26 protein-coding genes and 4 pseudogenes are annotated in these 24,764 nt (G+C 63.0%); 13 read left to right on the top strand and 17 right to left on the bottom strand.

All coding sequences use genetic code 11. The features are described from left to right. Positions 1-51: 51 nt before the first annotated feature. Both AC0L30_RS18085 and AC0L30_RS18080 read right to left on the bottom strand, forming a co-directional pair. Positions 52-363 (bottom strand): DUF736 domain-containing protein, encoded by a 312-nt coding sequence (locus AC0L30_RS18085; protein ID WP_473404861.1) that lies wholly within the window; start codon positions 361-363, stop codon positions 52-54. Between the two features lie 712 nt (positions 364-1,075). Beyond that, positions 1,076-1,258, bottom strand: coding sequence for a hypothetical protein (locus AC0L30_RS18080; RefSeq protein ID WP_473404860.1), 183 nt, complete (start codon positions 1,256-1,258; stop codon positions 1,076-1,078). A 148-nt stretch (positions 1,259-1,406) separates the two neighbouring features. On the opposite strand from AC0L30_RS18080, the gene AC0L30_RS18075 reads away from it, so the two are divergent. Further along, positions 1,407-1,607, top strand: a complete 201-nt coding sequence (locus AC0L30_RS18075; protein WP_473404859.1) for a hypothetical protein — start codon at positions 1,407-1,409, stop codon at positions 1,605-1,607. A gap of 199 nt (positions 1,608-1,806) precedes the next feature. On the opposite strand, the gene AC0L30_RS18070 is transcribed toward AC0L30_RS18075, so the two are convergent. From AC0L30_RS18070 to AC0L30_RS18050, 5 genes are all read right to left on the bottom strand, one after another. Continuing rightward, on the bottom strand, positions 1,807-2,169 hold the full coding sequence (locus AC0L30_RS18070) for a hypothetical protein (RefSeq protein ID WP_473404858.1): 363 nt from the start codon (positions 2,167-2,169) through the stop codon (positions 1,807-1,809). A gap of 108 nt (positions 2,170-2,277) precedes the next feature. Next, positions 2,278-3,510, bottom strand: a complete 1,233-nt coding sequence (repC, locus tag AC0L30_RS18065; protein ID WP_473404857.1) for a plasmid replication protein RepC — start codon at positions 3,508-3,510, stop codon at positions 2,278-2,280. Between the two features lie 197 nt (positions 3,511-3,707). Further along, positions 3,708-4,727, bottom strand: coding sequence for a plasmid partitioning protein RepB (repB, locus tag AC0L30_RS18060; protein WP_473404856.1), 1,020 nt, complete (start codon positions 4,725-4,727; stop codon positions 3,708-3,710). Continuing rightward, complete coding sequence (gene repA, locus AC0L30_RS18055) at positions 4,724-5,938, bottom strand: plasmid partitioning protein RepA (RefSeq protein ID WP_009859460.1); 1,215 nt, start codon at positions 5,936-5,938, stop codon at positions 4,724-4,726. The genes repB and repA overlap by 4 nt, the downstream gene beginning before the upstream one ends. A 488-nt stretch (positions 5,939-6,426) precedes the next feature. Continuing rightward, a complete protein-coding gene (locus tag AC0L30_RS18050) occupies positions 6,427-6,654 on the bottom strand; it encodes a hypothetical protein (protein WP_473404855.1) in 228 nt (75 codons plus the stop codon). A 1,088-nt stretch (positions 6,655-7,742) separates the two neighbouring features. Here AC0L30_RS18050 and AC0L30_RS18045 point away from each other — a divergent pair. From AC0L30_RS18045 to AC0L30_RS18035, 3 genes are all read left to right on the top strand, one after another. Further along, positions 7,743-7,988 carry a type II toxin-antitoxin system VapB family antitoxin gene (locus tag AC0L30_RS18045; RefSeq protein ID WP_473404854.1) on the top strand — a complete coding sequence of 82 codons (246 nt, stop codon included), beginning with the start codon at positions 7,743-7,745 and terminating at the stop codon, positions 7,986-7,988. Continuing rightward, positions 7,988-8,383: a type II toxin-antitoxin system VapC family toxin gene (locus tag AC0L30_RS18040; protein ID WP_473404853.1), complete on the top strand. Its 396-nt coding sequence runs from the start codon at positions 7,988-7,990 to the stop codon at positions 8,381-8,383. Before AC0L30_RS18045 ends, AC0L30_RS18040 begins: the two co-directional genes overlap by 1 nt. A 231-nt stretch (positions 8,384-8,614) precedes the next feature. Further along, on the top strand, positions 8,615-9,763 hold the full coding sequence (locus AC0L30_RS18035) for an RHE_PE00001 family protein (RefSeq protein WP_473404852.1): 1,149 nt from the start codon (positions 8,615-8,617) through the stop codon (positions 9,761-9,763). Positions 9,764-9,769: 6 nt separating this feature from the next. Here AC0L30_RS18035 and AC0L30_RS18030 read toward each other — a convergent pair. Further along, positions 9,770-10,049: pseudogene (locus AC0L30_RS18030) on the bottom strand (DNA -binding domain-containing protein). A gap of 245 nt (positions 10,050-10,294) precedes the next feature. Between AC0L30_RS18030 and AC0L30_RS18025 the strand changes: the two are divergent. After that, on the top strand, positions 10,295-11,032 hold the full coding sequence (locus AC0L30_RS18025) for a type IV toxin-antitoxin system AbiEi family antitoxin domain-containing protein (protein WP_473404851.1): 738 nt from the start codon (positions 10,295-10,297) through the stop codon (positions 11,030-11,032). After that, complete coding sequence (locus AC0L30_RS18020) at positions 11,029-11,943, top strand: nucleotidyl transferase AbiEii/AbiGii toxin family protein (protein ID WP_473404850.1); 915 nt, start codon at positions 11,029-11,031, stop codon at positions 11,941-11,943. The genes AC0L30_RS18025 and AC0L30_RS18020 overlap by 4 nt, the downstream gene beginning before the upstream one ends. Positions 11,944-12,137: 194 nt before the next feature. Here AC0L30_RS18020 and AC0L30_RS18015 read toward each other — a convergent pair whose 3' ends face one another. Together AC0L30_RS18015 and AC0L30_RS18010 are read right to left on the bottom strand one after the other, a co-directional pair. Then, positions 12,138-12,455, bottom strand: coding sequence for a DUF736 domain-containing protein (locus AC0L30_RS18015; protein ID WP_473404849.1), 318 nt, complete (start codon positions 12,453-12,455; stop codon positions 12,138-12,140). A gap of 654 nt (positions 12,456-13,109) precedes the next feature. Next, a pseudogene (locus tag AC0L30_RS18010) lies at positions 13,110-13,412 on the bottom strand (zincin-like metallopeptidase domain-containing protein); the annotation flags it as partial. A gap of 156 nt (positions 13,413-13,568) precedes the next feature. Between AC0L30_RS18010 and AC0L30_RS18005 the strand changes: the two are divergent. The 3 genes from AC0L30_RS18005 to AC0L30_RS17995 are packed head-to-tail and all read left to right on the top strand — an operon-like array spanning position 13,569 to position 16,695. After that, positions 13,569-14,768: a tyrosine-type recombinase/integrase gene (locus AC0L30_RS18005; protein ID WP_473404848.1), complete on the top strand. Its 1,200-nt coding sequence runs from the start codon at positions 13,569-13,571 to the stop codon at positions 14,766-14,768. Then, entirely contained in the window at positions 14,765-15,706 is a 942-nt protein-coding gene (locus AC0L30_RS18000; RefSeq protein WP_473404847.1) for a tyrosine-type recombinase/integrase, read from the top strand. Before AC0L30_RS18005 ends, AC0L30_RS18000 begins: the two co-directional genes overlap by 4 nt. After that, the gene (locus AC0L30_RS17995) at positions 15,703-16,695 is read left to right on the top strand and encodes a tyrosine-type recombinase/integrase (protein ID WP_247297730.1); all 993 of its coding nucleotides are present in this window, start codon (positions 15,703-15,705) and stop codon (positions 16,693-16,695) included. The genes AC0L30_RS18000 and AC0L30_RS17995 overlap by 4 nt, the downstream gene beginning before the upstream one ends. An 82-nt stretch (positions 16,696-16,777) precedes the next feature. Here the strand turns inward: AC0L30_RS17995 and AC0L30_RS17990 are convergent. From AC0L30_RS17990 to AC0L30_RS17975, 4 genes and pseudogenes are all read right to left on the bottom strand, one after another. After that, positions 16,778-17,407: pseudogene (locus AC0L30_RS17990) on the bottom strand (ArdC family protein); the annotation flags it as partial. Between the two features lie 339 nt (positions 17,408-17,746). Beyond that, positions 17,747-18,334 (bottom strand): hypothetical protein, encoded by a 588-nt coding sequence (locus AC0L30_RS17985; RefSeq protein ID WP_473404846.1) that lies wholly within the window; start codon positions 18,332-18,334, stop codon positions 17,747-17,749. 390 nt (positions 18,335-18,724) lie between these two features. Next, positions 18,725-19,129, bottom strand: a complete 405-nt coding sequence (locus AC0L30_RS17980) for a hypothetical protein (protein WP_354201981.1) — start codon at positions 19,127-19,129, stop codon at positions 18,725-18,727. Positions 19,130-19,232: 103 nt separating this feature from the next. Beyond that, positions 19,233-19,779 (bottom strand): annotated as a pseudogene (locus AC0L30_RS17975) (DUF1419 domain-containing protein). Between AC0L30_RS17975 and AC0L30_RS17970 the strand changes: the two are divergent. Further along, positions 19,675-19,887: a hypothetical protein gene (locus AC0L30_RS17970; RefSeq protein ID WP_354202050.1), complete on the top strand. Its 213-nt coding sequence runs from the start codon at positions 19,675-19,677 to the stop codon at positions 19,885-19,887. The pseudogene AC0L30_RS17975 and the gene AC0L30_RS17970 sit on opposite strands and share 105 nt — an antisense overlap. Positions 19,888-20,029: 142 nt before the next feature. On the opposite strand, the gene AC0L30_RS17965 is transcribed toward AC0L30_RS17970, so the two are convergent. Further along, complete coding sequence (locus AC0L30_RS17965; protein ID WP_354202042.1) at positions 20,030-20,989, bottom strand: DUF3991 and toprim domain-containing protein; 960 nt, start codon at positions 20,987-20,989, stop codon at positions 20,030-20,032. A gap of 206 nt (positions 20,990-21,195) precedes the next feature. Further along, positions 21,196-21,372: a hypothetical protein gene (locus AC0L30_RS17960; RefSeq protein ID WP_473404845.1), complete on the bottom strand. Its 177-nt coding sequence runs from the start codon at positions 21,370-21,372 to the stop codon at positions 21,196-21,198. A gap of 642 nt (positions 21,373-22,014) precedes the next feature. Here AC0L30_RS17960 and AC0L30_RS17955 point away from each other — a divergent pair. Further along, positions 22,015-22,272 carry a WGR domain-containing protein gene (locus AC0L30_RS17955; protein ID WP_377830905.1) on the top strand — a complete coding sequence of 86 codons (258 nt, stop codon included), beginning with the start codon at positions 22,015-22,017 and terminating at the stop codon, positions 22,270-22,272. Positions 22,273-22,351: 79 nt separating this feature from the next. Here the strand turns inward: AC0L30_RS17955 and AC0L30_RS17950 are convergent, their stop codons facing one another. Further along, positions 22,352-23,083, bottom strand: coding sequence for an autoinducer binding domain-containing protein (locus tag AC0L30_RS17950; protein ID WP_354201984.1), 732 nt, complete (start codon positions 23,081-23,083; stop codon positions 22,352-22,354). A gap of 425 nt (positions 23,084-23,508) precedes the next feature. On the opposite strand from AC0L30_RS17950, the gene AC0L30_RS17945 reads away from it, so the two are divergent. Then, entirely contained in the window at positions 23,509-24,144 is a 636-nt protein-coding gene (locus AC0L30_RS17945; RefSeq protein ID WP_473404844.1) for an acyl-homoserine-lactone synthase, read from the top strand. A gap of 39 nt (positions 24,145-24,183) precedes the next feature. Continuing rightward, positions 24,184-24,753, top strand: a complete 570-nt coding sequence (locus AC0L30_RS17940; RefSeq protein WP_473404843.1) for a lysozyme family protein — start codon at positions 24,184-24,186, stop codon at positions 24,751-24,753. The last annotated feature ends 11 nt before the right edge of the window (positions 24,754-24,764 follow it).

Here is a 24,764-nt window from a genome sequence, read left to right as displayed (position 1 = left end):
GGTCGAAGGGAAGCGGGCCCCGCCTTGCGGCGGAGCCGACTTTCTGGAGCTTCAGTCCCGGTTCGGCCGGGACCAGATCAGTTGGAGGCCTTCCGCACCTTCGACCTCGATCAGGGTGGCGTAGATCGGAGCCGGGAAGCTCGGATCGTCCAGCTTGACAGAGAGGTAGTCGCGCTCAGTGTCCTTGGCGGTCTTCTGCCAGGCCGCGCCCAGCTCGACGTTGCCTGAGTAGATGCGGAAGTGCGGTCCCTTGTCGGAAGGGTTGTCGACGCGGATCAGCTTGGCCTTGACGTTGAGGTTGAGCGTCTTGATCGCGCCGGAGAAGCCATTGCCCGTGGAGGCGAAGGTGCCGATGGTAGCCATTGTCGCATTCCCTTGGTTTTCTCGGGCCGCGCCGATCGCGACCTCGATGGCGGTCGTGAGACCGGAGGCGATCGACCTGCACCCAAAGGGCCGAAATGAAATGGAGGGCGGCCGGCAGCGACTTTGTTGGACCGCGAGGAATGGTGCGCAGCGCCAGGGGAAGAAAGTCGAGAACGGACGTTGCAGGGACAAGATCGAGAGCCCGCAAAGCGGGATCGGCCTTCGGTCAGACCAGCCTCTATCGAGGACGCTGATGGGTGCGCCCGTCGCGAAAACACACGGAATGAAGACAGGCGGCCTAGTCGCTTCGGCCATCCGCATCAAGGCAACGGGCGTCGCAACGAAACGTAGTTCACCTTAAGCAGGCCACCTAAGCGCCGCGTCATCACCCGCAATAGAAACCGTCGCTGTTAGCAACGTCGGCGCACCCGTCGAACTCGCGATCGCAAGATCGATAACGAGGCTGGCTACGTACTCGCCATGTGGATGCACCCCCGCCCTCCGCATCCATGCGACCGACGGCCCTGCGAGGCGTGAAACAGATACTAGCCTCGCTGGACGTGCCGGCCTCCGAGTCCGGGACGATTCCGCCGGCACGCGCGATGGAACGAAGCCGGGCGTTCGGGTTGCCACGCCACATCGTCGGAGAGGGTTGTGAGCACAATCGGCCTCTGCAGCAATCCGGCTGCCGGACTCGATTTGAACTCGAACGTTATTTGGCCGGCGGTCGCAGCGGGCTTTGCGCCCACTTCCGGGCGGTGGGATCGCGCAGCGGATCGTCCTCGCAGACCACGCAGAGGTAGCGCGGCCGGCCAGGCGCGACGTCGTCGGGCACGGCCGTCATCGGCTTACCGCACTTCGGGCACAGCTTCCGGCTGAGGTAGAGCGGAGTCATGATTTTTGCCTGCCGGGACCAGCTTAGTTCCCCGTGCGCGGCGAGGACAAGTAAATCGCCGAAGATTGTCGGCATGCACCAGGCCGCTTGACGCGGAGCGCGTCTCACGTTGAAATCCGATTTTCAGTGATGTTGCGGGGGTGGCGTCGTGGAAGAATTTTATAGGGGCTTCGCACAGCGGGCGCGCGATCTGGCGGAGTACGCGGACCCGTTCACCAAGCGGCGGCTACTCGACCTAGCCCAGCGATACGATCTCAAAAGCAAACCGGGAGCCCCGGGCGGTCGGACTCTCCCGCCGCCGCGCGCGACGCCACCGACGGTGCTGTTTTCCGGCTCCGGCGAAGCTTAAGAGTAGTCGAAGCGCGGCCCGGTCGTCGGTTTTCTATGTTTTCATCGACCGGTCCGGGTATCGGCCGCGCGCGGTCGCGGTGCTCGCGTTAGTACAAGCTGGCCCTCCAGCACTGAACCGCGCTGACTGCGGCGCGAGGAGTCATCGCCTGCGCCGCGCGATCTCGTCAGCGACCATGCCCTCCGCCCGCACCAGCCGTTCATGCAGGGCCTCGAACATATCGAGAATGGTCATCATTGGGTTCATTCTTGCCCTGCTCGACGGCTGCGGCGACGAGCTCATCGAGCGGCGTCTCCTTCAATTGATCTTTCTCCAGAAGATCCTCAAAAAGGCTATCGCTGGTCGGCTGCGGTTGGATGCGTCCGTCGGAGTTGCACCAGACAGTGAAAGTCTGTTGTCCCAGCACGGCGTGCTCGACCATCTCCGCATCCAACGGAATCAGCGTCCCCCAGGCCTCGCCCGCCTCGTCCGCGAACCCCGCCACGTACATCCGTTCCTCCGCGGCGCCTTCATCACGAGGCTGGAAAAATGGCCTGAGGACGATTGGAGCGTGTTTTGCCATGACGATCTCTCCGAGAACGGCTTTGCATCGACACAGCGCAGAAGCCGGGTCAGTGCGGGTATTTCGATCACACGAAAAGGCAAGGTCTGGGAACGGCGCCTCATCGCCTCACGCCCGCTGCTTGTCTCGTCGGCGAGAATTGATCTGCGCCATCAGGATCGGGCCCAGCGAAAATTCGCCGACCTCGGCTTTTCGCGTCAGACCGCGCAGATAACCGCCGGCGGAATTGATCGCCGTCCCCCGCTGCAGGATACACGCGACGACGATGGCTGCGGGCACCTCGCCCATAACCTTTTGAGCCTCCTCCCAGGCGCTCGGACTGATCCCTAGCATCGATCGCACAACGGCCGCTGTGGCCAGGAAATCGCGCCAGTTCGAAATCCCACCCTTCGCATAATCAACGATGTCCGGGCATGCACTCAGGACCATTCCTAACGGATACGCCCCCTCCCCGACTCGCGATGGTTGAGGCTTTGGCTCAGCTCCCGCCGCCCTGCCTTCTCGAGAGACAGGTTCAAGATCAATGAGGGCATCTGGATTTGAATTCTGTATGTGGCGCTCAGAATGGGACTCATTGGCGCTCGGATTCTTGGATTTGATGTGTGCTTCCAGAAGATTGAGCACATCGTCAGCAAGTTGCGACAACTCGTCAGCGATCGGCTCGAGCTCCTGGCGCGTCGCCGTGCGCGGAATCTGATCGACGATCGCGCGGAAGGCAGCGTGCACGACCTGCCAATCGGCAGGCCCCTGCCCTCCCCTTCGCGTCGGGACGGCTTCCTCGATGCCAGTTGCAATCATCTTCGCGATGTCGCGCCGGCACAGTGTAATCCGCTCACGCACGAGCTTGAGTGCGCGGGCCTCGGCTTCGATATCGGCCGCCAGGCTCTCGAACTCTTCCGAGCGCACGACGAGCGGTGACAGATCGAAGCCGAACGCGAGCTCGATTTCGCCAGCATCGTCCTTCCGCGCATATCGCTTGCCATTTGGACTGTCGCGCCGAACGATTAGCCCCGCGTCGACCAGCACAGCGAGGTGGCGTCGCAGCGTCGATGCCGGCATGCCGTGCGCTCGCCGAGCGAGCTGATGGTTCGAGGGGAAGACGATCAGGTCATTCTCCCCTGTCAGCGCGGTCTCGGGATGAAAGGTCAGGAGTGCGTTCAATACCGAGAGCGAGCGCTCCGGCACCCCAATGCGCGGCCGTGCCGTGCAGATGGCGTGGAAGATCTTCCATTTGTGTACGATCTTTTCGGGTGGACGTTGCGTTGCGACCATCTGGCTTGCCACATGGGCAAGCGTCAGCGATCGCCGCCCAAAGGGCGTCGTTGGAGAGTGTGACTGCATGTCTTTGCCTCAGTTGGGCAAAGAAAATCCGCTCGCCGAAACGACGATAAAATCGCGTAGAAACTCTTGACTGCGATTCGCGAAAGTGATTCTCTGTCAGTCGCCAAACTTGAAGAGAAGGGCTTCCGGAACTCCGTTTCGGGGGCCTTTTTCTTTTGCCTTGTCTGCTCCTGGTTCGTGTTTACGGGACGAGACCGTCAGGCCTCGGTACTTTCCTGACCACTGCTCTTCTTGGAAAATGCGTCGAACAGGGCCGGGAGTTGGTCCACAAGAAATGCCGCGAATGTCGTCGAGACATTCTTGTCGATGGTAAGCTTCAATTCGCGCTCGGCCTGACGCACGTGCGCAATCTTTTCCCCGGACACGGAAAAGACCGGCTTCTCGTCCGGCTCTTTCGAGGGCTCCCCGCGAGATGGACGGGTTGCTGCGGAGAATGCTGCAAGAAATCGTGCGTCGGTTTCGCGCTCTGCAAATTTAGGTTCGGCGATCGCCGCTCTGACCCGTTTGAGCGCCGCGGAATCCTTGATCAATTCAGCGAATGATTGCCAACGGCCGCGGCCAACTTTCGGAGCTTTCCCGATTGCTTGAATGACCTCGGCAGGAACCGATCGAGCCACGGCAAGAAGTTTCGAGGCCTCCGCCCGATCGACCGACAACGCATCTTGCACGATTGAGCGGCTATGCCCGGCATCCTCGATATGCATCGCGAAGCTGGCGCGCTCAATGAAACTCAAATCTTCGCGCGGTGCGTTCTCGAGGCCTTGCGCCACGACAAGCGCTTCATCTGACAACGGTCGCAGAATCGCTTTGACGGAAATACCTAGTTCGCGCGTGGCGCGGACGCGGCGATGACCATAGGCGCTCTGATAGCGCCCTTTCGCTTCAGGATGCTCCCGAACGAGAATGGGCACCTCTTGGCCACGCTGTGCGATCGACTGTTTGAGCGCTTCGAACGAGCTATCATCCTGATCGCGAAAACGGTCGGCCAGCGGTGACGGATCGACGAGCGAGGGGTCGATTTCAAGTATCACAGCCCCAGATGCAATTCTTTCGCGAAGCTCCTCGTTCTCTTTCTCAACCTCCGAGAAAGAGTCTTTCAAGGAGCGAACCGAGCCCGACGAGACCCGCGGCAAGGCAGCGGGCATGTTGTCAGCTGACAACGCACTTGATTGCGGGGCCGTGAAAAGGCTCTTGATCGTGTCAGTACGTTTGCTCATCGACCCCACACCTTCTTAAGAAGTTGCGCGATTTCGGCATTGACCGCGTCGACCGATTCTAATGCCCGGTCGTAGGCGCCCCGCCCTACGGCGCCGCGCTCCAGCTCATAAAGTGATTGCTTGGTGAGACCAGCATTGGCGATCGCGGTCGATTTCCACACAGTCGCCTGGAGCACATCTGAACCAAAGAGGGTGCGGAGGAGAGCCACGATTTGAGCTTCAGGCACGTCATTGGGATCGTGACGCGTGATGACGTACCGGATGAAATCGTGATCGAGGCGCCCGCCAGCTTCTTCGATGACGGACATGAGATCCGACGTCATGAGAAGAAATTGGCTCATGGATGCGACATCGACCATCTGCGGATGGATGGTCACGAGCATAGCGGTCGCCGCGTTTAGCGCGCCCATGGTCAGGTAACCAAGTTGGGGTGGGCAGTCGATAACAACGACGTCGTATTCGTCTGCAACCTGGTCGATGGCACTGGCGACGCGGCGAAAGAACAGGTCGTGTCCGCGTTCTCGCCGCTCGACCATTGCTCGGGGCGTAGTGTGCTCAAACTCCATAAGCTCGAGATTGCCTGGAACGAGCCCTATCCCGTCAAAATAGGTCGGCCGGACAATCTCGCGCAGTGGCCGGCGATGTTCGTCATATCGGATGGCCCCGTACAGGGTTTCGTTCGCCCCAATGTCAAACTCGGGTTGGTACCCGAACATTGCTGAAAGCGAAGCTTGCGGATCGAGGTCAATCGCGAGGACCCGAAAGCCGGCAAGGGCGAGGTATTGCGACAGATACAATGCCGTCGTCGTCTTGGCGGAGCCGCCTTTGAAGTTTGCGACGGTGATGATTTGGAGCTTGTCGCCTGGGCGCCGGCGCGGAAGGAATTCCATTGCTTCGCGCGGCCGCGCAGTGGCTAGATACTCGCGCAACTCATGAATCTGACCCAGAGTGTAAGACCGTCGCCCCCCGGTTCCTGTCGCTGGGGTCGGTCCAAGTCCGTCAAGAGAGAGCTGCCGAAGGTACCCATCGGACACGCCCGCAATTCGCGCAACCTCTCCAGAGGTGAACGACCGGAGCGACTTGCTCGCCGAAGGCGGGAAAAGAGTTGTCGCGAGCGAGCGAAGCTGGCCGGAAAGAATGCCCGCGTGCCGAGTGATCCGCGCAGACGCAGTCTCGCTCATGGTAGCCGAATCTTCCGCTAAGATCGCCATTTGCCTTCTCAAGACGGTTTCTGCTCGTCAGACGCTTAGTCTCCGTCTTGAGAGATGGCCACGATTCTGTGATTTGAGCAAGAATTAAAGGGTTAACGAGTTATTAACGCTCGATGACGTGCCAAACGGCGCGCGGGCCCTTTTTTTGGTGCACCGCCCTGTTGTTGTCAGCTGACAACAACGGCTCAGCGCGAATGGGATGAGCCTCGACTATGGCGTGAGTCGGCTCGCCTTCACGAGTCCCCAGAGCGTCATTTTGTAGCTCGCCAACCGCTGCGCTGAACGGTGCTGCCACAGCTGGAGTCCGGGCGACGGGACACGCCCCGGCTTGTAGCCTCCGTTCAATGCTCTGATCTCAGGTCATGTAGGGCAAATTCTAGAGAATCGCGCCGGCATGTAGCCGTCGGCTCCTGCCCGCCATTGCCCAACGTCTAGCGCCGCGGTCCCGCGAGAAGCACCTTCCCCCCGCCTCGTTCACGACAACTGCCTCAGACGCCCGCGCTGAATGGCAAAACACCGTAAAGCGACGATGTCGTCTCCCTTGGATCGGCGGCGCGCCGGACCTTCCCGGTGTCGATCGGGGGCTGGCGCGTCACTTCGCTGCGCCGCAGTTCGCCCCAAAAACAGGCGAGCAGAAGAACCGCACCGTCGCAGGGGGCCACTGGCCGGCCGGACGAACAGGTCGCAAGCAACCGACCAGACACATCCCAGGTCATCCGCGCTGGCTCCTTCTCTTCCACTGCCGTGTGGCCACACCGACGGATCGCCAGCCGCGACATCGACCTCAGGGCTCGGCGCTGCAACGGGACCCTCCTGCCCTTTCCAGCAATGCAGGAGCGTCGCAGCTCATCAATCATCGCTTCGGCCCGGGCGCGTGCGATCCGGCGAAGGAACGGCAAAGGGCCGTCACCTCGGCCGGCATGCCGTGGTGCGGATCAATGCTGAGCCGGGAGGCTCGACGCCGGGCCTTCAGATCCATTCGCGCCATCGCGCGCCGAGATCGCCCAGGCTTCCGGATATGGACGGTTTTCCTCGAAAGCCCGCATCGTAGCGCCAGGCGGGAACCTCCTGTTGACTCGAATCGACCGGCGCAACAATGGACCGGCGGAAGGGGCCAAGCAGGCGAACGCATTCAGGACCTTGGGCGAGGTTCAGGCCGAGCTCGCGGTTGAATGCCCGGTCTAATGGGGTGGGAGGTTGATCGGAGGGCGCCCGGCGTGGGGGAGCTCCTTTTGGCGAGCGGCAAGGCCGTCGAACGAATACGATCTCTCGATGGTGGGTGCTGGCGCGGATATCGAGCTGCGTGGCTCTCGAACGAAACCGAGCTGCCCCATGGACGCCGTTGGATCATGGCGGACAGCAGCGACCCGCCTGGGCGATTGTTGTCAGCTGACAACAAGGCCCTACCAAGGATGGATGTTGTCAGCTGACAACAATTTTGGACCTGCGGTCGTCAGCCGCTTCAATTCGCCAAGGCGCGTCGCACCAGTCGAGTCACGATCGGTAGCCCATCGGTACTCGACGTCGATCCGCGCCGCGCAGAATCAAAGCGGGGAAGGAGCGGGCGAGGGTCGGATGGTCATTATTGTCCCGATGGCCAGATGATCTGCGAGGACAGCCCTCAGGGAAGCAGCATCCGGGAGAGGGAGAGGGCAGGTGTTCATAAACAACTAACCATAAAAATTGCCCTCACACGTCACGAAGGCCGCACGTCTTCGGGGCGCAAACGACGAGGCCGGCCCTTCCCATTGGTGTATCCGTGATGATATACAGGTATACACGATGCGGTCTAGAGGAGCTCGCCATGGCCTTCCACATCAAGAACCCTGAGACCGACGCGCTCGCTCGCAAGGTGGCCTCGCTAAAGAAACTCGGCCTCACCGAAGCAGTGCACGTGGCGCTCGCCCATGAGCTCGAGCGCGAGCAGGGCAAGCCGTCTTTGGTCGACCTTGGCGTCCAGTTCTGCCGGGATCTACGCGCGAGGGGCGACGCCGCCAAGGGACAGCCCGCCGATAAGGCGTTCCGCGACAATTTGTATGAGGACACCTGATGTTCATCGACGGTTCGGCTTTGACCGCGCTCCTGACCGACGAGGAGGAGGCACGAGAGCTTTTGGCTCGCCTGCAGCAGACCGGAACGCGTCTGACGTCACCGTTGGCGGTATGGGAGGCGGCGGTCGCGGTCGCGCGCGTGCTGGATCTTTCGGTCAGCGCCGCCGCCGAAGCGGTCGAAGAGTATTTGGCGCTGATGGAGATCGCCGTTGTCGCGGTGCCGGCTGAAACGGCAAGGCTCGCTCTCGACGCCTTCGACCGATTCGGCAAGGGCCGGCATCCGGCGAGCCTCAATTTCGGGGACTGTTTTGCCTACGCTTGCGCCCGGCATCTGGGGCAGCCCTTGATGTTCAAGGGCGGTGACTTTCCGCAAACCGATATCGAAGCCGCCTAAGCGACCCGGCTGGGGCGGCCGCGGCGCGCGGAAAGAAGGGGGCTGTCCGGACAGGGCAGGGAGTTTACCGGGCAGCGGCCCTCGGATCGCTGATGCGCTTTAACGGCCTGCTCAATCGATAAGCAGTGGTTGTTGACAGCGATCGCCACGGGGAACCAGCCTGTCGCTATGACCGAAGTTATTCCTGTGATAGCTTCCGTTTGAACGATTCATGTTAAGGTTATCAAGACCTTGCAAAACGGTTACTCAATTCCCGATCCACTGCCTTGGGCTCAGCTAGCCGGCCCACTCGCCATCGCCGAGGACGCGCTTGCCCGGCTCGACGAACGCCTGGCCAAGAGCCCGATCCGCGACGGCTGGATTGCGCGCACACATTATACTGACGCCTGCGCCAGTCTGTGGCTGGAAGGCGAATTGGTCCACCTCGAAGATCTGGTTCTCCACGACGCCGGCATGGACATCCGCGCCCCAACCCACGAACTCACCCGCGCCCACGCCGTGCTACGGACCCGGCGCCGCATGGCCGACGCGAAGCCGGATTGGGCACCATCGCCGACGGGGCTCGACAGCCTGCGCGGCCGTAGCGGGCAGGGCGAGTGGGAGGCAGGGAGGGGCACCCGGAAGGAAGCGGAGCGAGGCTTCGTCGGGGGCGATGATAGCGGAGACCAGGACGAGGCCGATCTCGAGGGGCCGCTCGGCGGCACCGAGTCCGACCCGCATCTGGCCGCCGCGCTCGCGGCGGCCGACGCCGCGAATGCCAGGGCGGAACGGACACTCGCCGGCGGGAGCCGCACCCCGTCCGAGCGGGACCCGCTGGTCTACGACCCCGACTGGGACGAGGACGCGCGCCTCGACGACTGGCGCGCCGTGGTCGAGCAGGCCCGCATATTGCCGCCGACGCTCGCGGCCGCGCTTGCCACTGAGGCCTGGGACGCCATCGCCCCGCTGCAGCACACGCCTTGGCTCGGCCGGTTGCTGGCAGCCAGCGTGTTGCGCGCGCGGGCCAAGACCCGCTGGCATCTGCCCTGCCTGCATGACGGGCTGAAGGCCATTCCCCGCGAACGCCGGCGGCCGCGCGACGCGGCGGCGCGACTCGCCGTGCAACTCGAGGCCATCACCGCTGCCGCGGCGGCCGGTCTCAAGGACCACGACCGCTGGCTTAACCAGCGAACCCTGCTCGCCCGAAAACTCGCTGGCCGTCGCGCCACGTCAAAACTGCCGGGGCTGCTCGACTATATCCTGACCCGGCCGATCGCCTCGGCCGGTATGATCGCGAAGGAGCTTAAGATCACGCCGCGCGCCGCTCAGGACCTGGTTGGCGAGCTTGACCTTCGGGAGGTGACCGGCAGGGGACGATATCGGGCCTGGGGGATTCTGTAGGCGCCCTCAGTGCGGTGCCCCGCCCCGCAGCAGGTCCCGATAGCCATGCTCGGTGATCCAGCGGGCACGAGCGAGATGGGTTTCCCACGCCCGGCGCGCCCGATCGGGCTCGCGCGCGACGTCAATATGCAGCACGGTCCGCGCGACCTCTTTCCAGTCGGCGCCATCGGCTGCGGCGTCGAGCAGACAGAGTTAGGTGACGAGGTGCTGCTCGTCATAGCCGGTCAGAATTGGCGCGGTCGGCGCGGCATCGGCGACATTGAGGATCGGGCGGTGACTTCTGCATGGGGTGTATTCGCCGGCAAGGTTTCTTGTCAGCGGAGAGTAGGCGTTCGTGCTCCGGTGAGTAGACCCGAATTGCGCACCACATGGTACCTGGCGGGTATCACCGAGCACAGCCCAACCGCAGCTGACGAGTTCCTGGCCGATCTTGGGGTTCTCTTAGCTTGATCCGGGTTATCGTAGCCTGACTACGACTTTGACTTCCAATTCGAGCTTGTAGAACTTTGACATTATTCTTATTATCGTAGCATGGCTACGACTCACCGAAACAAATTAAAAAGGCTCTGTACCCGCTTGGCGCCGGGAGCGCCGCTGACTTCCGATGACCTCGCCGCCCTCGGGATATCGGCCGACCTTGCCGTCCACTATGTCCGTGCCGGCTGGTTGCAACGGTTGGCACGCGGCGTTTATTGCCGGCCAAACGATCCGCCCACTTTGCACCCGAGCCTCGTCCTGCTGCAGCGGAGCTTCGAAGGATTGCATGTCGGCGGCAAGTCGGCCTTCGACTGGCACGGCATCCGCCAGTACGTCCCCCAGCGGCCCGTCCTCCATCTGTACGGCTGGAAAGCCGGACGCCTTCCGGAGTGGTTCACCCAGCGCTTCCCGGCCGAGTACCACCGCAAGCGACTCTTCAAGGAAGAACCCGGCGCGCTGCTTCATGTCCGGCCCTTCGAGAGCCGCAAGGGCGGCCCGCTCGTCTCGGCGCCGGAACGTGCATTGCTGGAGGTGCTGAGCGAAGTCGGCATCCGGCAGCCCCTGCAAGAAGCGCGCGAGCTGGTCGAAAGCACTTACAGCCTGCGTGCCGATCTGCTGCGAGACCTGCTCAAGCGCTGCACCAGCGTCAAGACCGTGCGCCTGTGCCTGCAGCTTGGCCGCGAACTCTCTCAGCCCTGGGCCAGCAAGCTCGATCCATCTCAACTGCCCAAGGGCAGCGACCGGGCCTGGGTGTCCCCCTCCGCTGATGGGCTCCTGGTGCTGAAGCCATGAACCAGGTCTACCTCGACAGCGCGCGGTTGCTGACGCGCGTGGCGCCGCTGGTGCTCGTCGACGATACGTTCGCACTCAAGGGCGGCACGGCGATCAACCTGTTCGTGCGCGACATGCCGCGGCTCTCGGTCGATCTCGACCTGGTGTTTCCCGACCACACACTGCCACGCGAGCAGGCGCTGCGGCGCATCAATGAGGCCATGCGTCAGTCGGCCGCGCGCCTGCAGAAGCAGGGCTTTCTGACCCATGCGCCGGCCGCGACGGAATCCGGCGAGACCAAGCTGATGGTGCGGCGAGGCGGCATTGAGGTCAAGATCGAGGTCAACTTTGTCATGCGCGGCACCGTCCATCCGGTGCACATGGCGTCGCTGACAGCGGCCGCGCGCGACACGCTGCAGGCGGATCTCGAAATCCCGGTGGTGTCGTTCGAAGACGTATATGGCGGCAAACTGGTTGCGGCGATGGACCGGCAGCATCCCCGCGATCTGTTCGATGTCACGCAGCTTTTTGCGCACGAGGGAATCACGGCGGGCATTCGCCGCGCTTTCGTCGTCTATCTCGCGAGCCATAACCGGCCGGTGCACGAGGTCCTGTTTCCATCGCTGCGGGATCTCCGCCAGGAGTTCGAACACAATTTCGCGGGCATGACCACCGAGCCCGTTGAACTCGACGCGCTCTTGGCAGCGCGCGAGCGAATGATCCGCGAACTGCAGCAAGGTCTGAGCGCCGATGAGCGCCGCTTCCTGCTCTCGCTGGTTGCCGCAGAGCCCGAATGGTCGCTTCTGGGCGTGCCGCACTTGGAGCAGCTTCCCGGCGTGCGATGGAAGCTGCAAAACCTGGAAAGGCTTCGGAAGACCAACGCCCGAAAATTCGCCGAGCAATCGAATGCGCTGGCCCGGCTATTTGGATGAGCGTAGGTGGGCCGTCGCAACGGGCCGTAAGTGATGTGGTGTAACTGCCGACGAGGCCTTTCCGGCCTCCCCATCAGCTATCCATGAAGGGATAGGCGGCACGATGAGGCAGCGCTTGCCGACTTTACGAATCGCTTCTCCTTTCCGCCTACGGTGAAGGCCCCGCCTCGCGGCGGGGCCACCTGCGCGGCGTCTCAGTCACGACTCGGGCGAGACCAGATGAGCGAGTGGCCTTCCTCGCCTTCGACCTCGACCAGCGTCGCGTAGATCGGAGCCGGGAAGCTCGGGTCGTCCAGCTTGACCGAGTGGTACTCGCGGCCCGTGTCCTGAGACTTCTTCTTCCACATGGCGCCGAACTCGATGTTCGCGCCCGCGAAGATGCGGTAGTCCGGGGCCTTGTCTGAAGTGCGTTCGGCCGGAACGATCTTGGTCTTGACGGTGCCTAGAGCGAGGGTCTTGACGGTGCCGACGAAGCCGGTGCCGTTGACGGTGAAGTTGCCGATGGTAGCCATGTTCGTGTCCTCTTTCGTTCTCGGGCCGCGACCATCGCGACCTCGATGGCTGTCGTTGACCGGAGGCGATCGGGCCGCACCCGAAGGGCCGCCACGCAGTAGAGGACGGCCAGGGCGAGGCTTTCTTGTCTCGCGAGGAATGGGCGCGCAGCGGCCAGGGGAAGAAAGCCGAGAACGGCCGTTGCGGTCTTTTGATCGAGGCGGAGCGCAGCGACGACGACCTTCGGTTAGACATGCCAAATCGAGGACGCATTGGGCGCGACAGGCCGAACGATGAGGATACGACTGAGCGACAGGCAAGCCACACCGCACGACGACGGGCGCATTGGTGAACGGCACTCGCGCGCGCCGCGTAAGCTTTCCGTCAGTCCAGCAGACGCAACAACAACCCCTGACTGTCGTATCGTGATGACACCAGCCTTCTGCGGCTTCGGAAAGACGCTCGCCCAGAAACAGACGGGCATCTCGGAAGCCATAAGAACCCGCCCGACGCATCTCGCCTAGGCCGCCGAGATGGGAAGCGCCGCCTCTCCAGTCGCCGGCACAGGCATGACGACGCGCAAAAGAAAGGCCCCCGCCGTGAGACGAGGCCTTCGTCATTGTCTGGAAAGGTGAACGATGAGCGCAAGCGGCTGAGACACGGATCGTTGCGCCTCATGCCGCTTGGTCGATCTCGGCCGACTTGGGTTGAAGATCGTGCAGATAGGCGACTGCCCGCTGAGCGTGGGCGGCCGCGCTGAAGATGAAACGCCGGTCGTTGGCCAGCACCTCCAACCACGATGCAAGGTAACTCGCATGATCGGCACGCGGCTCGAGTTCGGGCACGATACCAAGGTCCGCGCTGAGGAAGCACGCGCCAAGTTCCGCAACCAGCTCTTCACGGGCGCGCTCGCTGCGATCCTTTGCGTAGCGGCTGAGATCGCGATTGACGCGATGCGCCGGCGCGGTCCAATGCACGTTATGCCGATATCGGCATAAGGCGCATAATGCCGCGATCCAGATTATGCCGCATCTGCTCGGCTGGGCCCGGTTGGCGGCATGATCCCGCCAATCCCATTCGGCATAATCTTCGTCGCTCCAACAACAAGGAGCACGAAGATCATGTCTCAATATTTGCAGACCTGCATCGAGCCGCATCTTGGCTCGTTCGCAGCGAGTTTTGCGGCGGAGAATTACAGCGCCGGCACGGTCAAGACCTACCTATCGATCCTACGAAAGGTGGGTCACGCGATGGATGTCCAGGGCATCGGTCCTTCAGCGTTGACGCTCGATATGGCCGAGCATCTGGGACGCAAGGTGCCGCGTAAGAAAACCGGCACGATATGGCCGTATAGGTTGGCCCGCCGGTTCGCGCAGCATCTCCTCGATATCGGCGTGACGCATCCAGTGCCGTTGAGCGAGGCGCAGCAAGCGCGTGCGGCCCTACTGGCGGACTTCGAGACCTATTTGGTCAAGCATCGCGGCCTTAGCCCGCGGACGATCTATCACACGCTGCGGTTCGCCAACCGGTTCCTCGATCATCGCTTTGGCGATGCGATGGTTGATCCGGGGCGGTTGCGGGCCGCCGACGTGATCAGCTTCCTTGAGCACGTAATGGCAAGTGCGCGGCGCGACAAGACGGTAGCGACGCATGTTCGTATCTTCCTGCAATATCTGTTCGGCAGTGGCGCGACAGCGACCAATCTAGCTCTGAGTCTGCCTAGAACGGCGAAACGCTGGGGAGCACGACTGCCGCGCCATCTGGTGCCCGAGGGCGTTGAGGCGGTGCTCGCCTGCGTGCGCCACAACCCGCGGCACGGGGCTCGGGACTATGCGATGCTGCTCATCATGGCCCGGCTTGGCTTGCGTGCTGCCGAGGTCATCGCGATCCGGTTGGACGACGTCGACTGGCGCGCGGGCGAACTCTTGGTTCGTGGCAAGGGCAAACTCCACGATCGCGTGCCGATCAGCTCGGAGGTTGGCGATGCGCTGAGCCGCTATCTGCGCGAGGAGCGCGGCCCCACGTCCTGCCGCATGATGTTCGTTACCCATCGCGCGCCACATCGTCCGTTCAATGACGGCCAAATCGTCAACGCCGTCCTAAAGGATGCCCTGAAGGCGACCGGCCAGAAACCGGTGACGTCCTATGTGGGATCGCACCTGCTGCGTCATAGCCTTGCGGTCCAGTTGGTGAACTCGGGTGCATCGCTCGACGAGGTGGGCGACGTGCTGCGGCATCGCTCACGCACATCGACCATGATATATGCCCGTCTCGACATAGATGGGCTGCGATCGATAGCAATGCCCTGGCCCGTAGTGGGAGGCGCGCAATGAGCCTCACCTCCCAACTCGATCGCTATCTGGCCGTGCGGCGCAGCCTCGGCTACGACCTGAGCACCAGCGAGCGCATCCTCCGCCGCTTCACGCGGTTTGCCGACCGCGAGCGTGCGACGCATATCGACACGGCGCTGTTCCTGCGCTGGCATGCTACGCTCGACGAGGCCAACGGCAGGACGCGAGCGGCGCGGCTTACCGTCGTGCGCCTCTTCGCGCAGTGGCTAAGTAGCTTCGATCTGGCGCATGAAGCCCCGCCCCGGGGATTGTTGCCGAATACCGTGATGCGCTCCCGACCGTATATCTACAGCGACGCGGAAGTCGCTTCGATCATCGCGGCCGCAATGGCACTTCCGTCGATTTGCGGATTGCGCGGGCTGACCTGCTCGACGCTGTTCGCACTCATCGCGATCACGGGCCTGCGCGTCAGCGAGGCGCTCGCGCTCGATGGAGACGACCTCGATGCCGATAATGGTGCGTTACGCGTCCGACAAGGTAAGAACGGTAAGGAGCGACTGCTGCCGCTCGACCCCAGCGCCGTCGAGCGACTGCTAGACTATCGCGTCAAACGCGACCGGTTGATCGGTCATCCGGCGAAGCCGATGTTCATAACTGACAAGGCGACTCGGCTCACCGACTGTGGGGCCCGCTACAACTTTGCGCAAGCATGCCAGCAGATCGGATTGCGATCCGAGCAGCAGTACCAGCGGCACGGCCGGGGACCGCGCATCCACGACCTGCGCCACGCCTTCGCCGTGCGTACGATGATCAACTGGTACCGGACTGGCAAGGACCCGGCGCGCGAGATGATCCGGCTGACGACCTATCTGGGTCATAGCAACCCTTCTGGAACATATTGGTATCTGGAGGCGGTCCCGGAGCTGCTCGATCTAGCGATGGGCCGCGCCACCGCGAGCGGCGGGGAGATGGCACAATGAGCACCATCGCCTTACCTGCGCTGATCCAGCGCTTCTTCACCGAGCGGCTTTGCACGCAACTGGAGGCGAGCCGACATACGGTCGCTGGCTATCGCGATACGTTCCGGCTACTGCTCAGGTACGCGAGCACTCGCCGCAACAAGCCGCCAGTCAACCTGACGGTCGAAGATATCGACGCCGATCTGGTCGCGGACTTCCTCGCCCATACCGAGACCACGCGGGGCAATAGCGCCCGCAGCCGCAACACCCGGCTCGCGGCGATCCGATCGTTCTTCCGCTTCGTCGCGATGACCGATCCGACCTGGCTACTACACTGCCAGCGTATCCTGGCCATGCCCAACAAGCGCTATGTGAAGCGTGCAGTTACGTTCCTCGATGCCGAAGAGATGGCGGCGTTGCTGGCGGCTCCGGATCGCACCACATGGGCGGGCCGGCGCGATCATGCTCTGCTGTTGCTCGCAATCCAGACAGGCCTGCGAGCTTCCGAACTGGTCGGCCTTACCCGGGGCGATGTCGCGCTTGGAACCGGCGCTCACATCCGTTGCATGGGCAAGGGCCGCAAGGAGCGCGCCACCCCACTTCGCCGCGAGACAGCCAAGCTGCTGGCGACGTGGATCGGCAACGACAAAGACCAGAGCAAGCCGCTGTTCCCGTCGATCCGGGGCGAACGGCTGAGCCGTGACGCTCTTGAGCATCTGGTCCGCAAGCACTGCCTCACGGCGTCGCGCGCGTGCCCGAGCATCGGCACCAAGCGGGTCACACCGCATACGCTGCGCCACAGCACGGCGATGGACCTGCTCCATCATGGCGTCGATCCTGCGGTGATCGCGCTCTGGCTTGGTCACGAGAACGTCGAGACCACCCAGATCTACATCCACGCCGATATGCGGATGAAGGAAAAGGCGCTCGCTCTCGTCGCCGCACCATCCGCGCCGCCGGGTCGGTTCCGGCCGGACGACAAACTGCTCGCGTTCCTTGAAGGGCTCTGATTATGCCGAACAGCCGCATGGCCAACACCGGGATATCCAGCCTCCAACAGAGGCCATGCGGCATAATCTGGATCGCGGCATTATGCACGCATTCATGCGCGAGCGTGGCGGCATAGCTCTCGGCGTCACGGAAACTCTCGAATGGCGGCATTTGGATCAGGTCGAGCGCCGGCGCGAAGAAAGCCTTGTCACCGGCATGCCGGATGGTCGCGCCGGTGTTGGCGAAGAAGGCGTCCACATGCGCGATGCGCTGCGCCGGCGCGATGGTCGGCGCCAGGCGTCCGTAATAGTGATCCGGCAGGTCGTCGATCTGGTCGACGCAAAACACGGTATAGGCGCGCAGGAACGGAACCGTCCGTTCGACGTCGTCGCCATGCTCGTCGGTCTCGGTCTTGGTGATCTTGTTGGCGTAGACCACCATCGTTCCGCTCTCGCCCTTGCGGATATGGCCGCCGAGTTCGAGCGCCTGCTTGAACGTCATCCAGATCGGCGACTTGAATCCGCGCGCGACGGCTTCCGACCACAGCAGCACGACGTTGATGCCCTGGTAGGGCATCCCGTTGTGACGCAGTGGACGCGTGATGCGCCGAGCCGCGTTGGCCGCATTCCATGGCTTGACCCACGGACGCACACCGCGCTCAAGGTCGGCGACGATGCGATCGGTGATCCGCGCATAGATGTCGGCGCGGGGTTTGGTTTCCTTACCAGTCATGATTCTAACCTTCGTTGGAGGCCGCGCCTGTCGCGGCCCGTCACGGCGGTCCGCTGCGAAGGCCTGCGGGGTCGCGCATCCGGTGACGCTGGTCGTCGGGGTGAGGGGAGAGACGCCGGACCGGAACGCAGTGGAGGACGGCAAAGCCGTTGCGCTGCCGCGCCGGCCGGAGCATGGACCGAAAGCCGGTACGGGCCGCGACGGGGGCTCCATCCCGGTCATTTCTCTTTGCGCTTTTGCGCTGTCGCGATGTGCGACATGAAAACGGCCGGCCCGCACGGGCCGGCCGACGTCGGATTGTGAACGAGCAAAGGCGGGGCCGAAGCCCCGCCGGCGGCGTCACCCGAACGCCGCCATCTGAACCTCGGCCGCCTTGTGGCTGACGGTCTCGCCGGGTTGTTCGGGCTGGCGCTCGAACGGCTTCCAGCTCTCGCCGACGACGTGCTCGTAGGCTGCGGCGGCGCCTTCGGCCGCCATGCGCAGTGCGTGTGCCTGAACGGCGACCTCGGCGGCGAATTCGCGCTTGCGCTGGGCCGCGGATTCGAAGCCGACAGGTCCGTCGAGGTCCTCGTCGCGCGTGTCGTTGGCGAGCTTTGCCGTCGCCTCGCGCGCTTCGGTGACCGCGCGGCTGTAGAACTGCCCGGCGCCGTGGGCTGAGCCGACATAGGAGCCGACGATCCGCTGCAGGTGGATCTGCATGGCGCGTTCGTTGACGCTTTCGCCGAGCGCGTCGGCGGTCTCGCTGATGAGCCGCTGATGGAGATCGCGGATGCCGTCGCTGTCGAGGACGGGGAGGCCGAAGCTCTCGGCGATGCGGGTGGCCTGGGCGGCGTCCGGGCAAACGAGCCGGACCATTTCGACGGTGGTGCCGCGGCGAAGCGGGACGACGCGGGCGTTGGTGCGGGGGGCGCGAGCGGTCTTGGTCATGGTGAAGTCCTTTTCTGGTTTCGCCGTCGGGTTCGGTCCGGCCCCTGCCGGCTCTCCCCTCGGGTGCGGTCGCCCGGCGCCGCCGGGATGAGGGCCGCTTCAAGGTCCGGGCACCGCCAGGCGAGCGAGGTTCGGTTGCGGACAAGCGGGGCCACGCTACTGGGCCCTGCGCCGGATGCGGCCGGGCCTTGCCGAGATCGGCGGTCTCCGGTTGCTTGCGACTTGGCCTTGAAGCAGACCGTCGGGGGCGTAGACCGCAGCAAACCCGAGGGGAGAGGCGACAGAGTACGGGCGGGTGGCGATACCCGAAAGGTTCGCCCTGGCAGACCGCCGCCGCAGCGCCATGATCGAGACGTTCGCCTGAGCGAGCCGCAAGGTCGGTTGGTCCTGCTATGCCGCGGTGCCATGCTGCTTCCCCAGACGACAGGAGTGCGACATTCGTCCGCGCGATGTGCATTCCGGGTCGTCACCAGCGGGGCCAGACTCTGACGTGCATCGAGCCTGCAGCGTATCGATTGCGGCATCCTGCCGGGCGAGCTTGCGCGAGAGGGCATCGATCTCCGGCTGGCGCTCTGCGGTGATCGCCGCAAGGTTCGAACGGTAACGTTCGAGGAACGCACTCGGGTCGGGCGGCATGCCGCGGCGGTATCCCGAGCGCTTGCGACCGAGCTGCGGGATCAGCGTCGTCATGCGTCGGATGATCTGCCGGTCGATCATGTCGAGCTGGCGCTGCGTCTGGCGGCGCGCCTCCTCCACGCGCGGCCAACCGCCGCCGCGAGCGGCGACGGACGGCATGGCGTTGCTGGATTGACGGGAGGACCGGCGCGACGGCCGGATGTGGGAATGCGAAGCCCGGCGCGCGGCCGGGCTGCTCGCGGTCGGGAAGGGAAGGGTCAGGCTAGGCCGCGACCGTCTCCGGCAGATGGCGGAGCTGCACCGGCAGCTTGGCCGCGATCTCCGCCTCGCAGAGGTCGTCGAGAAGCTTCAGGACCGTGCCCGCGCAGGGCGTAGACAAGCACGGTGCGGCGACCGCACATCGGCGCGGGCCAGCGCTCGCCGGCATAGCCGCGATAGTCGTCATGCGTGCACGACCAGATGTGCTCGAGCCGCTCGTCGCGCGTCATGGCGCGGACCGGCCGCGATTCGCGCTCAATGATCTCTGCCTTCATCCGCTCCGGCGACCCCCGGTCAGACAAGTCGCAATAGCTGTGGAACCAGCGCCGCCTGCCGTCGATGGTGAGCGCGAAGAAGATGCTGGTGACGCTGCCGGTCATGAATTCGCGCATCGCGAACACGTCGGCGCGCATCCATAGCGGCGGCAGGATCTCGAGCATATAATCATGATCGCATTCCGCGATCTCGAACCACTCGCGGGCAAAGAGATGCTGGCCTTCACCTACGGCCATCGCGGGGTCACCACGATGGCGGTTAAACAAGCGGTGCATCTCGTGGCGCGTCGCAACGCCTTCGAAGACTTTGCGGATGCTGGGGGAGGTGTGCATCGGCGGCTCCTTTTCAGCCTGACCGGGCTGAAGCGCGAGCGATCCGCCTGATCTCCTCATCACTTCAGTCCTTCGTCACACCTCCTCGGCAGCCGCCTGTCCGACGGGTCAAGGGCCGCGGCACGCGGGCGAAGCTTCACCCTTGACGCGCCGGCCGGGCATGCGGCAGCGATCCCTCGCTTTTTCTCATTCCTCATATTCGTTCGCCTTCGCGCGGACGACATACAGCACGGAACCATGCCGTGCCTTCCTGTCCACCTCCGATTCGGGCGGCCCTGAGGTCCTCGTTCCAATCGTCGGTGCGCGGCTGCGACCGTAGGAAACGAGAGCCGGCCTCGTCCGCGATCTCCCGAATCCGGCGGGCGTACACTTCGCCCTGCCGATTGTTATCGGTCGCGGCGACAATGACGGCATTGGCGCGCCCGGCCAAAGCGCGGACCGCCGTCTCTGTTGCCGGCGCCCATCCCCCGCCCGTGCTGATATACAGAGTGTCATCACGCAGCTCTTCGAGAGCGGCAAGGCTCATCGCATCGACTGCGGCTTCCGTCACACAGATGCGTAAGTTATCGGCGGCGCCCAGGCGGAACAGCTCTTTCGCACCGCCCGTCGCAAACCCGCGCCAGTTCGGGCCACGCTCCTCCCAGCCGGTGATGACGCCGGCGGAATCGCTGTGTGCCGCCCACATGCTGCCTTGCGGGCCCTCGCGAAGTCGTCCTTCGGCAATGGCTGCGACGATGATCCGTTCGGGGATATGCCGCTCGTCGACCAGATAGCGCCAGCTCGCGGAGCCGGGCCGAGGTTCGGATCGGCGACGCCAACGCTGCGCGGTCGAGGCGAGCGGTTTTGGCTTTGCGGCAGGTCGCCAGGCGGGCGCGCTGGGCATGAAGCCGACGACGCCGGAAACGCGATGATACGCGTCAGCGAATCCAACGGCGCCAAGATGTTGGGCAAGCGAAAACACGTCCCCTTTTGCCGGCGACAGGGGATCGAACCAGCCGCGGCCCTGGTGGATGACAATGATGATGTTGGTGTCGCGGCGATACTTGATCGCACGCCGGGTACTTTCCTTGAGATCGACCTTCCAACCGTCTTTCTCCAGCATGGCTCCGCAGCTAACGTTTTCGCGCAGCTCTTCGATTTCTCTCTTTTCCATTGTTTGCACCGGCGTCGCGCACGCGGCGTCCGGCCCCTTCTTCTGTTGGTCTCACTTGTTCCTGGCCTTGCGGCACATCCCCGACCGGCCGCGAAGCCTGCCGAATGCAAGGGCGCGCGTACAAGCTGTCGAATTCGTCAGATAGCTGGGCGCGGCGTAGCTTCCCTTGCAGCCGGCATGGCGCCAGCGGCAGCCGGTCACCCGGCTCAATGAGCCGGGCACCAGGGGTCGTATTCATGGACGATGGCGTCCTGGTCGCCGTCGTATTCGCTGGAGACCGTCACACCGAATTCGCTCTCAGCCTGGAAAAGGATGACCGGCACCATCAGCGTGCGGGCCAGATCGAAAGCGTGGTTCTGAGCGAGGGTGAGATCGTGCGACATCGAAAGGCTCCCGTCTTGCGGCGGGGACCATCCCCGCTCGACAGGCGCCGACGTGTTCGGGGGTGGCTGCGGTCACCTCGCAGGCGAAGCCGAAGAGGTCGCACGCTTGCGTAGCGAACCCCTTGCGGGTTGATCGTGGAAGGCCGCACCAGAACCAAGGAAAGCCCATTCGAGAGCGGGGTTGGTCCATCACCGAAAAGCGTGGCGAGCCAGGGCGCACATCTTTCGTCCAGCGGACGCAGTGTTAGTCTGATTGAGAGCGAGAACTGCCGCCGTCCTTTTGTCGGGAGCGAAAGTGGATTTGCCCACCTGGAGGTTGCTCTGCGAAAGGTCCGACGCGAATATGCCGTAGCTTTCGATGACTCAGCAGCTGTCTTGTTCGGGGACTCGGGCCGTTTCGCGTCAGGGATGGCAGCCCGTAAGGGGGAAGACCCGCTCGCGGGGCTTCAGCGCAGCCTCCAGCCCGACCCGCAGGGCGACGCCCACTTTCTTCGCAGTCAGAGGCGCACAACACCCTATAGTTTTGGAGACCGCTGAACACCTCAATGGCTTTCATCACCCCTATTAAACTTCTGAATCGAGAGGCCTGATCGATTCGATAAATTAATTGGACGCTGGTTTCGACAGTTGCGATTCTTGCGCATGTCAGAACTCACAGTGCCCTACCTCGTGCTCCAACGGTCCGATCCGGCCTGCAATATGGCCAGGTTCTATGTACTCACGATCGAACCGACTCTGTTCGGTGATACGGCGTTGGTGCGCGAATGGGGGCGTCTCGGCCACCGCGGCCGCCGGCGGATGGATCTGTTTGCCGGGAGGGTCCAGGCCGTCGAAGCGCTGGAGGCGTGGCTCGTCCGCAAAAGGCGCCGTGGTTATGTGCCAAAGGATCCCGCGCCCTGAGTGCAACCGCCCAGTCTCCCATCCCGATTGATCGGTCGATTTTGGGCACATCTTACAAATTGGACGGCTGTTTTGCGCATTACGGGAGCAATCCTTGCCGAAGAGCGAGAGCCACAGCGTGCGGGAGGGTTAATGCAGCAAGATTCCGCCGGGCATTGTCCAGATGAAATTTTACACCCCGCGGGCGAACACCGAGGAGCTGCGCAATATCCTGCATCGTCTTGCCCTCGGAGATCCACCCCAAGCATTGCCTTTCACGCTGGGTCAAGGTGTAGACCTGCTGAGCATACCGAGGCGTCCGTCCAATTCCGGCAGCGCTCACATGGGCATGGTAGGTGAGCCCCACCATTTGCAACATATCTTGCGAGCTCTCGACGAAGCGATCGAGGTCAAGGCTGCGCTCATCCACCGCCAGCGTGAACGCCGCGAACCGGTTTTGGCTTGAGGGAATGCGAATGGTCAGGCCGGTCCTGATCTTGAAGCTGAGCGCATCATCGAACAGGCGGCGCTCTTTCGCCGACTTTGCGCTTCGCGCCTCACGTCCATCCCACAGGAACACACGGCTCGTGTTTCGCGGCTCCTGAAGAACGGGATCGATGTTGTGATAGCCTTCGCGAAAATAGTGGCTGGTCCAGCTCTTCGGATAGGATGAGATCAGAATGGGGCCATTGGCGCGCTGACCAAAATAGGCAAACCACCGGAATCCCAGGGCATGCGCAGCTCGTTCCGCAACACGCCGAAAATCATCTTCCGTATGGGCAGCGTGCAGACAATCGACAAATTCATCGCATGCTCTTTTGACGTCTTTCATTGCGCCACTTCAGTCTTTTCTTAGTTCCCACAACGCGAATATTTTGATGATTCGCGCTCCACGTGCAGGCATTTATTGCGACGTTGCGGCAGCTTTGCGGCACGAACAATTCGATATCGCCCCTTTCAAACCTACAGCAGCAACGCGCACATACGACGGAGGAGAACAACCTCTGACTGCAGCCACTCTAAACAAAATATTTTCTCCTCTTGGTAGAGGCTAAGGAATTTCCTTCTCTGCGCTATTAGATCCGCGCATCGCGGAACTTATACAGTTCCAAAGTGCGCGCGCGGATAACCGTGCCTTGCGAACACGGTTCGTGACCCAGCAGATCCATAGCGCCCTGTCAGAACTGACAGCGCAACGCCGTGACCGTGGCTGCTTTCCTGATCTCGAAGCTGTGATTCGTAAGTTTGAGGTTAAGAATGAAGGTCATTGTGCGTAGCCGTGCGGCACTCATGCGCGACTCCGAACTAACGCTAGGAATGCACCGCCTGCGTGGGCGTGTGTTCAAGGAACGGCTCGACTGGGACGTCTCTGTCTGCAACGGATTGGAGATCGATCAGTACGACACCTTCAAGCCAACTTATCTCCTCGCACTCGAGCAGAACGACGTTGTTGGTTGTGTTCGTCTGCTGCCCACCACAGGGCGCAACATGCTCGCGGATACGTTCCCGGTGTTGCTGGATGGCAACCCGGCGCCGAAGGCGACCACGATTTGGGAGAGCTCGCGCTTTTGCGTTGATACAAAGACCGTTGCGGCAACAGCAGAGAATGGTCTGCGCAAAGCGACGTTCATGCTGTTCGCAGCCATGATCGAATGCGGCCAGCAGCAGAATCTTCAGGCCATCGCAACCGTCACTGATCTGCGCATGGAACGCATCCTGCGTCGGGCCGGATGGCATCTCGATCGCCTCGGCACGCCTCGTCAAATCGGGGCGACCAAAGCCGTCGCCGGATTGTTGCCGATTACCGAGGAGGCTCTCGGCGCGATCCGAGCGGCCGGGCAGATCTCAAGCTGCGCAATTGGCGCGCCATCAAGCCTGGCGATCGCCGCCTAGCATCGAACATCTCAGCTGCTGAGAGAAAGGCTCTCAACCATGGATCCAGCTGCATTCGCGGCTCTGGTCGAACGATGCGCCCCCACGGCAATGGCTCGGCCGCTGACGGAACTCGTCCGGCAGGCGAGCTCCTTCGAGCCGCTGCTCATCACGATTCAGGGGCGCAAGCCGATTCCGATTCAGGCAACCGACCGGGACGAAGCCATCCAGCTCGCAACCGAGGCCATCGCGACCGGTCAGCAGGTCCGAACGGGTCTCGGTCAACTTGATGCGGAGGAAACACGAAAGGCCGGGCTGACCGCTAGTACCACCTTCGATGCGTGTCAGCACATTGCCGGGCTTGGCAGATTGTTCGACGCGCGACTGCAAGCGGCGAGCGTAAAACGCGCAGACCGCGACCAGGCAATTGCCGAAGTCATCGCGAGCTTCGCGCCCAAGGCTTCCGGTCAGCTCTCGGAGCCTCGTGTCGAGCCGATCGCGACCACCGGTCGTGATCGCCCCACCGGCGATACGATAGTCAATCCACCCGCAGGGTCTGCCAGCGAGCGCCGGCCCTGGGACGTCTATCGCTCGGGAATAGGCACGTCAGCCTTTGTTTACGAACGATGAGGATCGCCGTT

Source organism: Bradyrhizobium sp. MI1.11, from assembly GCF_055811255.1.
The sequence above is the reverse complement of the archived record's forward strand: the minus strand, read 5'-3'. Positions and strand labels throughout refer to the sequence as shown.

What these genes read in the sequence shown, in the direction of transcription:
- AC0L30_RS18000 (WP_473404847.1), top strand. Translation starts at nt 14,765, where the DNA reads ATGAGCCTCACCTCCCAACTCGATCGCTATCTGGCCGTGCGGCGCAGC.
- repA (WP_009859460.1), bottom strand. Translation starts at nt 5,938, where the DNA reads ATGGCGATCTTAGCGGAAGATTCGGCTACCATGAGCGAGACTGCGTCT.
- AC0L30_RS18025 (WP_473404851.1), top strand. Translation starts at nt 10,295, where the DNA reads ATGGCTACGACTCACCGAAACAAATTAAAAAGGCTCTGTACCCGCTTG.
- AC0L30_RS17945 (WP_473404844.1), top strand. Translation starts at nt 23,509, where the DNA reads ATGAAGGTCATTGTGCGTAGCCGTGCGGCACTCATGCGCGACTCCGAA.
- repC (WP_473404857.1), bottom strand. Translation starts at nt 3,510, where the DNA reads ATGCAGTCACACTCTCCAACGACGCCCTTTGGGCGGCGATCGCTGACG.
- AC0L30_RS18045 (WP_473404854.1), top strand. Translation starts at nt 7,743, where the DNA reads ATGGCCTTCCACATCAAGAACCCTGAGACCGACGCGCTCGCTCGCAAG.
- AC0L30_RS18070 (WP_473404858.1), bottom strand. Translation starts at nt 2,169, where the DNA reads ATGGCAAAACACGCTCCAATCGTCCTCAGGCCATTTTTCCAGCCTCGT.
- AC0L30_RS17955 (WP_377830905.1), top strand. Translation starts at nt 22,015, where the DNA reads ATGTCAGAACTCACAGTGCCCTACCTCGTGCTCCAACGGTCCGATCCG.
- AC0L30_RS18085 (WP_473404861.1), bottom strand. Translation starts at nt 363, where the DNA reads ATGGCTACCATCGGCACCTTCGCCTCCACGGGCAATGGCTTCTCCGGC.
- AC0L30_RS17995 (WP_247297730.1), top strand. Translation starts at nt 15,703, where the DNA reads ATGAGCACCATCGCCTTACCTGCGCTGATCCAGCGCTTCTTCACCGAG.
- AC0L30_RS17965 (WP_354202042.1), bottom strand. Translation starts at nt 20,989, where the DNA reads ATGGAAAAGAGAGAAATCGAAGAGCTGCGCGAAAACGTTAGCTGCGGA.
- AC0L30_RS18050 (WP_473404855.1), bottom strand. Translation starts at nt 6,654, where the DNA reads ATGACCTGGGATGTGTCTGGTCGGTTGCTTGCGACCTGTTCGTCCGGC.
- repB (WP_473404856.1), bottom strand. Translation starts at nt 4,727, where the DNA reads ATGAGCAAACGTACTGACACGATCAAGAGCCTTTTCACGGCCCCGCAA.
- AC0L30_RS18015 (WP_473404849.1), bottom strand. Translation starts at nt 12,455, where the DNA reads ATGGCTACCATCGGCAACTTCACCGTCAACGGCACCGGCTTCGTCGGC.
- AC0L30_RS17985 (WP_473404846.1), bottom strand. Translation starts at nt 18,334, where the DNA reads ATGACCAAGACCGCTCGCGCCCCCCGCACCAACGCCCGCGTCGTCCCG.
- AC0L30_RS17970 (WP_354202050.1), top strand. Translation starts at nt 19,675, where the DNA reads ATGATCGCATTCCGCGATCTCGAACCACTCGCGGGCAAAGAGATGCTG.
- AC0L30_RS18080 (WP_473404860.1), bottom strand. Translation starts at nt 1,258, where the DNA reads ATGACTCCGCTCTACCTCAGCCGGAAGCTGTGCCCGAAGTGCGGTAAG.
- AC0L30_RS18020 (WP_473404850.1), top strand. Translation starts at nt 11,029, where the DNA reads ATGAACCAGGTCTACCTCGACAGCGCGCGGTTGCTGACGCGCGTGGCG.
- AC0L30_RS17980 (WP_354201981.1), bottom strand. Translation starts at nt 19,129, where the DNA reads ATGCCGTCCGTCGCCGCTCGCGGCGGCGGTTGGCCGCGCGTGGAGGAG.
- AC0L30_RS18040 (WP_473404853.1), top strand. Translation starts at nt 7,988, where the DNA reads ATGTTCATCGACGGTTCGGCTTTGACCGCGCTCCTGACCGACGAGGAG.
- AC0L30_RS17940 (WP_473404843.1), top strand. Translation starts at nt 24,184, where the DNA reads ATGGATCCAGCTGCATTCGCGGCTCTGGTCGAACGATGCGCCCCCACG.
- AC0L30_RS17950 (WP_354201984.1), bottom strand. Translation starts at nt 23,083, where the DNA reads ATGAAAGACGTCAAAAGAGCATGCGATGAATTTGTCGATTGTCTGCAC.
- AC0L30_RS17960 (WP_473404845.1), bottom strand. Translation starts at nt 21,372, where the DNA reads ATGTCGCACGATCTCACCCTCGCTCAGAACCACGCTTTCGATCTGGCC.